Here is a 12,011-nt window from a genome sequence, read left to right on the forward strand (position 1 = left end):
TGGGTAAAAGGTCAGGCGACCAATTGCAGGGCTGTATCCAGGGCGCGTTGCTTGATATGGGCGCCTTGGCCGAACCAAGCGGAGTCGAGACGGTATTCCGTGCTGCGTGCCCGGCGCTCGTGATCGACGTACTCGGTCACGGCATTGAGCAAGCCCCAGGCGGTGCCGCGTGCTGAGTCCAGCTGGCTGCCACGGCCACGACCTTCGTAAAGCTCCTGCACCTTGCGCAGAGCGCGCTCGTTAGGCAGTTGCTCCGGTAGTGCCCCGGTTGGGCTTGTCTCGCACATCACGTTCATGAAGAAGCCCAGTGCCTCATGCCACTGCACCTTGCGTTCAGCCAGGTGGCGCATGCGGTACATGAAGTCGTCCCATTGCGAGACGGCGATGCCGAGCTGCTTCTTCACCAGCTCACCATCGAAGCGGGTGCTGTGCGGCACCTTGATCGCACGGCTGGTGCCGTCCAGGGCGATGGTGAGGGTGTTGTTGCAGACCACGCGAATGGTGGTGGGCGTTGCCGTGGTGGCCAGGGTGCCGTCGCAGGAAGTGGCCAACAGCAGGTAGCCATTCACTTGGTCGTTGCCCTTGAGCGCAGCGCCCTGGCCGGTGCGTGCAAGCGCCCAGAACTTGCGACCACCCTTGAGCACGCCAGCTGTTTCCAACTCGTAGCCGGAGACCTCGGTCAGGTCCCGGTAGAACTCCAGAACCTCGCGAGGCTGCACGGTGTGATAACGCTGCGAGACCACCGACAGCGGTGCCTTGGTGTCCGAGCGATAGAGCACCTTCTGTTCCGGGAACGAATGAATCGCGCCCAAGTGGCCTATGGCGTCCGACTTAAAGTGCACAGGGCTTTCCTGGATCTGCCAGTCCATGCCTGCTTCGCGTTGCCAGACTTCGATGGGCTGCTTCTGCGGCAGGTTGTTGCCCAAGCCGTGCCACGGAGTAGCGCCAACGTAGGCCATTTGTTCGATTTGATGAGCCATGACGAATTTCCTTTGGATGCAGGCCGGCATAAAGCGCCGCGCAGAGCGCAGCACCGGCAATCAATTAGAGATAAGGAAGAGGAGAGCGGTGGCCGGATCAGGCCGGCAGATTGAAGCGGTGACCGCAGAGCAGGCAGAGGTTGTGAGCCAGGACGTGACGGTCGAGCGACTCGCCGAGCTGTGCGCCGAGCGCACAGCCACCGACGCCTCCGGCCAGCCCGCCGAGGATGGCGCCAGATACAGAACCGAGTGTTATACCGACAGGGCCGGCGATTACGCCAAGCGCTGCGCCGGCCTTGCCGCCTGCCAGGGCAGCACTAACGCCACGTGCGAGGCCTCCGACAGCGCCGATGGTCGCGCCGGCTTTCATGGCGTGATGGAAAGAAGCGACTTTGGGGGAGTGACAGCGGGGACACTGCAATGACATGGGAAGATCCTCCTTGGTGCTGATGTCATTGCTGTAATGTGTTGTTGAGATTTTTTTGGATCGAATGGCTGGGCGGCGGCGAAAACTGAGTGCGAACTGGCTGGAGTCGGCCAAAAGCCGCCATCCGAAATCTACAAAAGTAGGGGCGATTCACTTTGCGAAATGTTTTCTACAACCTTTGACGCTTACGCTGCTGTTTCACCTTGTACATCTCGCGGTCTGCCAGCATGACGGCCTCGTCCGCAGTCATGCTGCCGGGCATCACCGCCACTACACCCACACTTGCTCCGGCATAGTCGATATCGCCAAGATCTTGCCCCAACCCATATCGTCCTATCGTCGCTTTAGTAAGGCGATCCTGCATTAGCTCGGCGGCATATTGCATATCGCTTGCCAGGTCCAGATGTTCGGATGGCGTGCTCACGGCGATTACGATGAACTCGTCACCACCAACACGCCCGACGGTATCGCTGGTTCTGAGGCCATGCTGCAGTTGGATGGCTACGCCACGTAGAAATTGGTCTCCTGCCTGATGGCCGTAGGTATCGTTGATGAGCTTGAAGCCATCCAGATCGACGACACCGACTAGCACGTACGTGTTCTCTCGCTGGGCCAGGGCGAACAAGCGAGCGACATCGTTGAGGATGGCGCGCCGGTTGGACAGACCGGTCAGGGGATCTGTCAGCGCCATTGTGGCCAACTCGGCGTTAGCGACCTGAAGCCGCTCAACCAGCAATTCACGTTCAAGGGAGTAGCTCAGCAACCCTGAGAGCAGCATCAGCAATGGCTCCACGTCAGGAGCGCGGGCCACCTGACCCGAGCTGGCGGCACAGACTGTACCCAGCACTCGGCCATCCAAGGATCTGATTGGCGCGCTTACATAGGTCCTGATGCCCAGAGCGGCTGCGGCCTCTGAATCACCCCAGCATTCGGTGACGTTGTCCGAGTACATGCGGTTCTCGTCCAGCGCCCGCTTGCACAGCGTATCTGCCCAGGGCACGACCAGCCCTTCAGGAATCACCATTTCACCGACGTTGCGGGCGAACTCGATACGCTGGACGCCTGCCTCGGTATCAATGGTTGTCAGGTAGGTCGATTCCATACCAGTAACCTTGCTGAGCAGAGTCAGCAAGGGCCGCGTGAGCTGCTCCAGAGTTCGGGCTTTGGGGATGGTTTCGGACAGAATAGAAAGTATTTGATCCATTTTGGCGCGCCGGCAGCGAAGGGGCAGATCGATTGTCTACCAATCAGCAGGGTAGTAAACAGTACGGACTTTCACCAAGCGACACTGTCGGCCAATAGCGGTCATCAGGTGTCTACAGAAACAGGGGCTATTCAGTGCTGACTTCCAGAGCAGAGAGAGATGACCTCGAAGTCTGCCACAGCAACCGGCTTGCCAAACAGATAACCTTGAAAGTGCTTACATCCGCTATCACTCAGGGCATCACGCTGAGCCAAGGTCTCTACGCCCTCAGCAATGACTTCGAGATTAAGACTATGCGCCATAGCCAAGATGGCGCGAACTATAGCCAGACCGCTCGTGTTTTCAGGTAAGTCACGCACAAATGACTGGTCGATCTTCAACTGATCGAGCGGCAACTGTTGAAGGTAAGTCATGGACGAATAACCGGTACCGAAATCGTCGATGGAAAAGCGAATGCCCATCTCCCGTAGTGACTGCATGCGCATCACTGCCTTCTCCTTGTCAGTGAGCAACAGTGACTCAGTTATTTCGAGCTTTAGGCGCAGTGGGTTGGCCTGGGTTTCATCCAACAAATGCTTAATCAGATCGATAAAGTCATCCCTGTAAAGCAGTCTGGAGCTAATGTTAACTGACAAGCTCAAAGCAGCTCGCTGCGGCTGGTTTGACCAGCGGGCAAGGAGCTCGCAGCCCTGGCGCAAGGTTGCAAGATCCATCACTTCAATAAGGTCGCTGCGTTCAGCGATCTCGATGAATACGCCGGGCCCCAAAACACCACGCTGGGGATGCTGCCATCGCACAAGGGCCTCTGCACCTTCGAGATAGCCATTCACCCCAGCCTGTGGCTGCAAGTAAATGACAAACTCTTCTTCGGCTAGGCCGCGACGAATATCTTCTTCGAGTTGCAGGCGCTTGCTCACCACAGCCTGCATCTGCGGGTCGTAGAAACTGAGTGCGTTCTTGCCCAAGGCTTTTGAGCTGTACATGGATAAGTCCGCATGCTGCATCAACTCATCCACCGAGTGGTGAGCATCATTGAACATCACAATACCCAAGCTGGCGCTATTGTTGAACCGATGACCGCTGACTAAATAAGGCTCACGCAACGCCTGCAATAACTTGATACCTATGTGCTCAACCTGGGTGCCTGCCTCCTCGGCACAGGATTCCAAACCCTCCAACAGGATTACAAACTCATCCCCGCCAAGACGTGCCACGGTGTCCTGTTCTCGAAGCGTTTCAGTAAGGCGCTTGGCCACCTGACATAGCAACTCGTCGCCAACTTGGTGACCATAAAGGTCGTTGACGTTTTTGAAGTCATCCAGATCAAGAAAAATTAGTGCGCCATACATGCCTTTCCGGCCGCATAAGGCCATCGCCTGTTGGAGACGGTCACGCAACAAGCGCCTATTGGGCAAATTAGTCAGTGGATCATAGAAGGCCAGATGCTGAATTTTCTGCTCGGCACTTTTGCGCTCAGTGATGTCGGTGAGGGAAGCCACGTAGTTAATAACCTGACCTTGCTCATCACGTACGGCGCTAATTGTTAGCCACTCTGGGAACACTTCATTGTTCTTGCGGCGATTCCAGATCTCACCCTCCCAGAAGCCGTTTTCAGAGAGCGTTTTCCAAAGCTCTTGGTAGAACTCAGGGCCTTGATGGCCAGAGCCAAGCATGCGGGTCGGCTGTCCTAAAACTTCAGTTTCGGTATAACCGGTGATGCGCGAGAACGCTTTATTGACTTTGATAATCCTGGTTTGAGCATCGGTTATTATCATGCCTTGCTGGGACTCGAAGGCGATAGCAGCAACCCTTCGATCCAGATCATAAGCAATCCGGTCAGTTATATCCCGAGCCATAAGCACCACTGCACGACGGCCCTGAATAAGCGTATCTAAGCGACGCGCACGCGCTTCGAAGGTGCGATGACCAACCTGGGTTTGCATACCATATTCGATGGTATGTGGGCGGTCACTGGCCAGAGTACGGCTTATAAATTTATGGAATAAATCTGCCTGGCTTGCCGGCAGTACATCTTGCAGGCGCTTTCCAAGTAACTCCGAAGCCCCAGTAAAAAGCAGGTCATTGTCTGGTGTCTTGATTTTCAGGTAGCGCCCATCCTCATCGAGCACCAGTGATAAATCAGGTACTGCTTCAGTAATCGCACGCAAATATGCCTCGCTCTGCCGCAAAGCCTCGCGGGCTTGTCTCTGTAGCTGAACATCCCTTAACAACAGACCTAGGAGCAGCGTTGCGGGTATCAGCACTGCAACGAGAGGCAATAGTGCATGCTTAAGGAACAAGGCAAAATGGTCGACTGGTAGTAGCGCCAGATTCAACACCTGCAAGCCTTGAAGCACAACTCCAAATACCAGCAGTGAGCCGATATTAAAGGGTACCCATCCCCGCCGATGTATGTAACTAAATGCCAGCCCCATTAGTATCGGCATCAATATATTGAGCAGCCCAGGGATAACACCTATACCTCCTAGCCAAAGGCGAAACAAACCTGCCATGCAACCTGCAATCGCGCCTACAAGTGGCCCGCCGAAGAACGCGGCCATACTTAGCACTACTGTGCGACCATCGAAAATTATCCCATCAGTCAGCACCAATGGGATTTTCATCCCGGCAATACAAACTGCGCCGAATAATAGGCCTGCGCAGACTTTACTCAGCCGCTCATACCCGTCCAGATACCGCATGATCATCCCATGTAGCCAGCACAGTGAGATCAGTAGGGTTATGTTCTCGATAAGGTCTATAAACATTCAATCTTCCACTGTGTAGAACGATGTCAGCCGAAGGTTAGCAAGCGCAACGGTATTAATTTGACCGCGCGCGCAGACTGGTAATAGTAGGTAAAAGTAGCTCACATAAAGCTTTTCCAGGCCATCTCTTGAAGCATTTCGCTTACTCCCTGCAACAGCACGTAGCAAGCTGTATCGACCTGGTTCAGCTTTTCTACAAGCCAGGTTCCGCAATAGGTGAAGAACGCGAAAGCCATTCCGCTACGTAGCAGGGTCAGTTTGGCACTAAGAATGTGTGCCTTGTGACTTCTGGGTCGACGTCTTTGCTTGCGCTAATGCTTGGATACGGCCTAATTTTTTACAATACGCGGCCGATTACCGAAAGAAGAACAGCAGCGCCTTCCGGCACTAGCCAGTGGCTTCGCTGGAAAATGATATCATTATGCCACTACCAAGAAGGCTTATGAAAAATGCGTAAAAACCTCCCCCTAACAGGCCGCGAGCGAAGCTTTGATCAGTCGCAACGACTGATTTCAGCAACAGACTCGTCGGGAAAAATCCTCTACTGCAATGATGAGTTTGAGGCGATAAGTGGCTTTACTCGGGCAGAACTGATTGGCAGCCCGCACAACATCGTCAGGCACCCCGACATGCCACCCTCTGTCTATGAGCACATGTGGCAATGCCTCAAGGCCGGAAAGTGCTGGATGGGTATAGTGAAGAACCGCTGTAAAAATGGTGATCACTACTGGGTTGAAGCCTACGTTACGCCGATCACTGAAAGCGGTAAGTTGATCGGGTACGAATCCGTTCGAACGAAACCGAGCCCTGAGCGCGTCAACAGAGCAAGCGCGCTGTACGACAGCATCAACGAAGGCAAGCTCAGCTCAGCATCCGCAGACCATTTTAGGTCATTGCTTGGGCAACTTTTTGCCCCTATTGCCATAGGCCTTGCCGGTGCGGCTCTAATAAGCTCTATGGGAGCAAGCTTTTGGATGGCCATCGTTCCGCTTTTTAGTGCTCCAGCTGCGGGCCTTATGGCAGTAAGGCGTTTGCAGAATCGTGTCAACGCTGCTCTGGGTGAAGTGCCGGATGCTTTCGACAGTGAACTGGCCGCCAAGGTATTCACTACAGATAAGGGCGTTACAGCCAAGCTGCGTATGGTTTTAATCAGTGAAGCAGCACGAATTCGAACCGTTCTTACACGCTTGGGTGATTATGCCGAGCAGACTAGTCAGGGTGCAGCGGATGCTCAAACGCTTGCCAGCAAGACCAGGCATGCGTTGGCAGAACAACGTGCTGAAGCCGATATGGCAGCAACAGCCATGACAGAAATGACCGCCTCGATTAACGAGGTAGCCGCCAATATCCAGCTCACAGCTGAGGAAGCACAGAGCGCCTCTAGCCTGGTGGCACAAGGGAGTGAAGTCGCGGACACAACGTTAAAAGTTATAGAAGCCTTATCCGTAACAGTGGATCAGGTCACTTGCGCAGTCGAAAGTCTTGCAACCGAAACGGACTACATCAATACCGCAGCGAGTTTGATCCAATCAATCGCTGATCAAACAAATCTACTCGCACTAAACGCTGCGATTGAGGCAGCGCGGGCCGGCGAGCAAGGCCGTGGTTTTGCTGTTGTTGCTGACGAAGTACGCTCATTGGCGCAAAAAACAAGAGAGTCCACTGAGTCGATTCAGAAGATCATTAGCACCTTGCGCAATAGCGCAGTAAACGCAGTAGAGATCGCCCGCAAAGGTAATGAGGACGCTGAGCAAGGCGTACAGCGTGTCAGTGAAACACAGCAAGCCCTTGAAGGAATAAAGTCAGCCATGGAGCGCATAAGTGCCATGAGCCAGCAAATGGCTGCGGCAGCAGAAGAGCAAGCTCACGTTGCTGAAGATATTTCACGGCAGATCAACCACATAGCTGAGGCTGCTGATGAGAGCTTGGAGAATGCCTCCAAGGCTAGTGATAGGGGGCAGGAGTTAGAGAAAACCGCGTCAGATCTCCATGGCCTGACGGAGCGCTTTAATACCTAGAACACTGTTTGCCAGAAGCGTGCGGCAAGCATCGTGTTGCATCGATTGATGCGCTTTGAAGGGCTTCGCTCGCAGAAAAGGTACCGTCGCCTATCTGGACGCTACGGTTGTAAGTCTCAAGTGGCTTCACCGAATCATCTGACGCACCTATCCAATGTCATCGAACCCAACAAAGTCTGGGACAAGGACATAACCTACATCCACACTTATGAGGGTTGGTTATTTTTGGCGATTGTGCTCGATCTGTTTTCTCTGCAGGTCATTGGCTGGTCTGTGAAGCCGCAGATGGCCAGCGATCTGGCTATTGATGCATTGCTGGTGGCTGTTTGGCTGCTCAAGCCCAAGCAGGAAGTGATGTCTCACTCAGACCAGGGTAGTCAGTTCAGCAGCGGTGACTGGCAGAGTTTCCTGAAAGCTAACAACTTGCTTGGTGGCATGAGTCGACAACGTAAACGTCAAAGGTTGTAGATACCATTCTGAAAGCGAAACACCAACTTTTATAGATGCCGGATGACTGCTCTTGGCCGGTTTCTGCCTGTTGTTACCGGCTGCTTTGGGCTTGCTGTGGGTCACTTCTTGCTCGTGCAGAACTTGGCCCATTCCGCCATCAGTGCCCTGCGCTTCTCCAGAAGGTCGGAGCGCGAATAGGCCGCCTCGGTCTGGTCGCGTTCATCATGGGCAAGCGCAAGCTCGCATACCTCTCGCGGGTAGTTGGTGCATTCGTTTGCCCAGTCCCGGAAGGTCGATCGAAAGCCATGTCTCGTGATGTCTGCATACCCCAGCTTGTGCAGCAGGTTGCGTATGGCGTTGCCATGCATGACACCATTCTTCCCTTGCCCAGGGAAAAGATATATTGAATGAGTCGTATTCATGATATTCAGCATCTCGACTACCGGGGGCGATAGAGGAATGACGAAAGGTTTTCGCATCTTCATGCGCTCAGCCGGCAGTGCCCAAGTGCCAGTTTCGAGGTCAAACTCAGACCATTGAGCATGTTGGATCATGTGGTAACGAGCACCGGTCAGAATCAGTAATCTCGTTGCGATGGCGTCACGTGTATCGATGTTGGCCAGGGTGGATATCAGCTTCGGAGTGTCTTTCCACTGCAGTGCTGGGAAGTGCTGGCGCTGCCTGGCCTTCTTCTTCTCTGCCTTGCTCAGCAAGTTGTCCAAGTGCCCGCGCCAGCGGGCAGGATTGTCTCCCTCGCGTAAACGCCGAGTCTTGGCTGCATCCAGTATTTGCTCGATCTGGCCCCTGATTTCATCAGCAGTCCGTGTCTTGGTTACCCAGATGGGTTGCAATGCAGCAAGCACATGCTCGGTGCTGATGATGTCAGCCGACAACTTGCCCATGGTCGGGAAAGCGTAGAGCTCCAGTTTGCGCAGCCAGCCTTTCCGCCACTTCTCAGACCAGCTGCCGCCATGTGCCTGTTGGTATTCGCGAGCGAGATCCTCGAACGTCGTGCGACGTGCTGCAGCCTGGCGTTCGGCCTCGCGCTTGGCTTCCTTTGCCGCATCGCGGGTTGCCAGTGGGTCGCTTCCGGAAGCGAGGAGCTTGCGTTGATCAGCGGCCAGCTGCCGGGCTTGGCTGAGTGTGATGGCGGGGAAGGGGCCTAGCCCCATTTCGCGGCTGCGGCCATCCAGCTTGTAACGGAAGATCCAGCTGGTGCCGCCGCTCTTGGATACCTGGAAGTACAGGCCATCGCCATCATTGGTTTTTCCTGGCGTTGCAGCCTTGGCTATCGACTCCACGGTCTTGCTGGTCAGCTTGCCCATCACTCGCTCCTACTCCAACCCACACCCCTCAACCCACACTCTGACCCACACTTTGGTTGCGGATTTTATGGATGGCTACGGGATGTCTTGGGACGGATGCTAAGCTGTAAGGCGCGTATTTACTAGTGCTGTAGGATCTTGTCGGATTTCTTCGGGCAATAAAAAAGCCGGCTTGTGGCCGGCTTTTAGGAGAGGGCAGCAGCTTACTTTTGGTAAGCCGCGGCCGCCTTGAGAATTTCGGCGCGGGCGGCGTCGGCGTTGCCCCAGCCTTCGACCTTCACCCATTTGCCTTTCTCGAGATCCTTGTAGTTCTCGAAGAAGTGCTTGATCTGCTCGATCAGCAGCGGCGGCAGGTCGGTGTATTCCTGGACGTCCTTATAGATGCTGCTCAGCTTGTCGTGCGGAACGGCGATCAGTTTGGCGTCGCCGCCGGCTTCGTCGGTCATGTGCAGCACGCCGACCGGGCGCGCGCGGATCACCGAGCCCGGCGCCACCGGGTACGGGGTCACGACCAGCACGTCGAGCGGGTCGCCGTCGTCGGCCAGGGTGTGTGGGATGAAGCCGTAGTTGGCCGGATAGAACATCGGCGTGGCCATGAAGCGATCGACGAACAGGCAATCGGTGTCGTGATCGATCTCGTACTTGATCGGCGCGTGGTTTGCCGGGATCTCGATGGCGACGTAGATGTCGTTGGGCAGGTCTTTGCCAGCCGGAACCTTGCTGTAGCTCATGGGGTGACTCCCGGTATTAGGGCCAAAAAGTGGGCCGGATTATAGGCACATTCAATCGGCGATACCACGCCATTCAGCCTTTGGTCGGGGTTGTCCGGGACCATCGGTCAGGGCCGTTCGCGGTAGTCCGGATGCTCCGCCTGCAGGCGTTTCAGGCGCGCCAGCGGGTCCTGGCGGTAGAAGTGCGCGAGCTGGGCGTAGACCGCCGGGAAGGCCTGTTCGAGCAGATCCGGCGCACTGAAGAAATACTCGCTGGAGACGGCGAAGAACTCCGCCGGGTTTTCCGCGGCGTAGGGGTCGATGGCGGTGGCCGCGTCCGGATCGCGATCCAGCTGCGCGTTCATCGCGTCGTAGGCGCCCTGCATCGCCTGCGCCCAGTCGACCACGCGCATGTCGCGGTGCAGGGGCGGCAGGCCGTTGGCGTCGCCGCCGAGCATGTCCAGCTTATGCGCGATCTCGTGGATTACCAGGTTGTAGGCTTCCCAGCCACCGCTTTCGGCGACCCCCGGCCAGGCCAGGATCACCGGGCCCTGCGCCCAGGCCTCGCCGCTGCGCTCGTCGTCCCACTGGTGCTCGACGCCGGCATCGTCACGGTAGCGCTGCGGGCTGCGGAAATCGTCGGGGTAGAGCACCAGCTCGTGGAAGTTGCGCTGCCATTCGCCGGCCGGCAGGTGCAGCAGCGGAAGCTGCGCCTGGACGCCCAGGACCAGGCGATCCTCGCCGGACAGCTCCAGGTCGCCGAGCAGGCTGAGGTGCTTGTCATGCAGGAACAGCACGCTCAGCTCGCGCAGGCGCTGCAGTTCGGCCGGGTCCAGCCCGTCGAGGATCGGCAGTCGCGCCAGCACCGCCGCCCAGCGCGAGTCGTCGACGGGGTGCGCAGCGAGGATGCGGCGTTGGCGCCAGGCGCGCAGCGACCACACCGATGCTCAGCCCTGGCTGACGGCGCGCGAGCGGATGCGGTGGCGAATCCAGCCGATCAGCATCGGCAGCAGCGACAGGCCGATCACCAGCAGGATCATCGCGGTCAGGTTCTGCCGAACGAACGGCGTGTTGCCGAAGAAGTAGCCCAGGGTGCTCAGGCCGCCGACCCAGAGCAGGGTGCCGAGCAGGCTGAAGGCGAAGAAGCGCGGGTAATACATGCGCCCAAGACCGGCGACGAAGGGCGCGAAGGTGCGCAGGATGGGCAGGAAGCGCGCCATGGTCACCGTCTTGCCGCCGTGCTTGGCGTAGAAGGCCTCGGTATGCGCCAGGTAGTCGCGGCGGAAGATCTTCGAGTCGGGATTGCTGAACAGCCGTTCGCCCGCCGTTCGCCCGATCAGGTAGTTGCACGAGTCGCCCAGCAGCGCGGCGAGGCTCAGGCAACCGATAAGCAGGCCGATGTCCATGCCGCCCAGTGCGCTCAGCGCGCCGGCGAGGAACAGCAGGGAGTCACCGGGCAGGAACGGTGTCACCACCAGGCCGGTCTCGCAGAAGATCACCAGAAAGAGGATGGCGTAGATCCACACTCCGTACTGGGCGAGGAGCATTTCCAGATAGAGGTCGAGGTGCAGGATCAGGTCGATCGGATTGAAGTCCATGGCGGGGGCATTTGTCCGGGCGGAGGCGCCAGTATAACCACGCCGGTCCGCTTGGCGCTGCTGCCGGAGGTCCGTTGCAGGGGCTCTGTGCTAACCTGCGGCGCAGTTTTTCCGGGGTGGTTTCCCCGCTCAGAGGTCATCCATGCATATCCACATTCTCGGCATCTGCGGCACCTTCATGGGTTCGCTGGCCGTCCTGGCCAAGGAGCTCGGCCACCGCGTCACCGGCTCCGACGCCAACGTCTACCCGCCCATGAGCACCCAGCTGCAAGCCCAGGGCATCGAACTGATGCAAGGCTACGATGCCGCGCACCTGGAGCCTGCGCCGAACCTGGTGGTGATCGGCAACGCCCTGTCGCGCGGCAATCCGGCGGTGGAGTACGTGCTGAACAAGGGCCTGCCCTACGTTTCCGGGCCGCAGTGGCTGGCCGACCACGTGCTGCAGGGGCGCTGGGTGCTCGGCGTCGCCGGCACCCACGGCAAGACCAGCACCAGCAGCATGCTCGCCTGGGTACTCGAACACGCCGGCAT

Annotated in this window: 10 protein-coding genes and 1 pseudogene; 3 read left to right on the top strand and 8 right to left on the bottom strand. The window is 57.1% G+C overall.

The genetic code is table 11. From position 1 onward, the window contains the following. Positions 1 to 11 precede the first annotated feature (11 nt). The 4 genes from QMX85_RS09840 to QMX85_RS09855 form a co-directional block, all read right to left on the bottom strand. Complete coding sequence (locus tag QMX85_RS09840) at positions 12 to 980, bottom strand: DUF932 domain-containing protein (protein WP_282340396.1); 969 nt, start codon at positions 978 to 980, stop codon at positions 12 to 14. Between the two features lie 97 nt (positions 981 to 1,077). Further along, positions 1,078 to 1,350, bottom strand: coding sequence for a hypothetical protein (locus QMX85_RS09845; RefSeq protein WP_178091859.1), 273 nt, complete (start codon positions 1,348 to 1,350; stop codon positions 1,078 to 1,080). A 226-nt stretch (positions 1,351 to 1,576) separates the two neighbouring features. Beyond that, entirely contained in the window at positions 1,577 to 2,611 is a 1,035-nt protein-coding gene (locus QMX85_RS09850; protein ID WP_170050457.1) for a GGDEF domain-containing protein, read from the bottom strand. Between the two features lie 131 nt (positions 2,612 to 2,742). Next, the gene (locus QMX85_RS09855; protein ID WP_282340404.1) at positions 2,743 to 5,379 is read right to left on the bottom strand and encodes an EAL domain-containing protein; all 2,637 of its coding nucleotides are present in this window, start codon (positions 5,377 to 5,379) and stop codon (positions 2,743 to 2,745) included. A 449-nt stretch (positions 5,380 to 5,828) separates the two neighbouring features. Here QMX85_RS09855 and QMX85_RS09860 point away from each other — a divergent pair, with 449 nt between their 5' ends. Continuing rightward, entirely contained in the window at positions 5,829 to 7,397 is a 1,569-nt protein-coding gene (locus QMX85_RS09860; protein ID WP_090252725.1) for a PAS domain-containing methyl-accepting chemotaxis protein, read from the top strand. Positions 7,398 to 7,405: 8 nt separating this feature from the next. After that, positions 7,406 to 7,844: pseudogene (locus QMX85_RS09865) on the top strand (DDE-type integrase/transposase/recombinase); the annotation flags it as partial. 122 nt (positions 7,845 to 7,966) lie between these two features. On the opposite strand, the gene QMX85_RS09870 reads toward QMX85_RS09865, so the two are convergent. The 4 genes from QMX85_RS09870 to QMX85_RS09885 form a co-directional block, all read right to left on the bottom strand. Then, complete coding sequence (locus QMX85_RS09870; RefSeq protein WP_262948125.1) at positions 7,967 to 9,172, bottom strand: integrase arm-type DNA-binding domain-containing protein; 1,206 nt, start codon at positions 9,170 to 9,172, stop codon at positions 7,967 to 7,969. A 203-nt stretch (positions 9,173 to 9,375) separates the two neighbouring features. After that, positions 9,376 to 9,903, bottom strand: coding sequence for an inorganic diphosphatase (gene ppa, locus QMX85_RS09875; protein ID WP_090225905.1), 528 nt, complete (start codon positions 9,901 to 9,903; stop codon positions 9,376 to 9,378). A gap of 107 nt (positions 9,904 to 10,010) precedes the next feature. Further along, entirely contained in the window at positions 10,011 to 10,823 is an 813-nt protein-coding gene (locus tag QMX85_RS09880) for a M90 family metallopeptidase (protein ID WP_282340423.1), read from the bottom strand. Between the two features lie 6 nt (positions 10,824 to 10,829). Further along, a complete protein-coding gene (locus tag QMX85_RS09885) occupies positions 10,830 to 11,480 on the bottom strand; it encodes a DedA family protein (RefSeq protein WP_090225909.1) in 651 nt (216 codons plus the stop codon). A 142-nt stretch (positions 11,481 to 11,622) separates the two neighbouring features. Between QMX85_RS09885 and QMX85_RS09890 the strand changes: the two genes are divergently transcribed. After that, positions 11,623 to 12,011, top strand: a 389-nt coding sequence (locus QMX85_RS09890; RefSeq protein ID WP_282340424.1) for a Mur ligase domain-containing protein, incomplete at its 3' end; no start/stop codon positions are given.

The organism is Pseudomonas sp. PS02288 (assembly GCF_029959715.1).
GTDB lineage: Bacteria > Pseudomonadota > Gammaproteobacteria > Pseudomonadales > Pseudomonadaceae > Pseudomonas_O > Pseudomonas_O kuykendallii.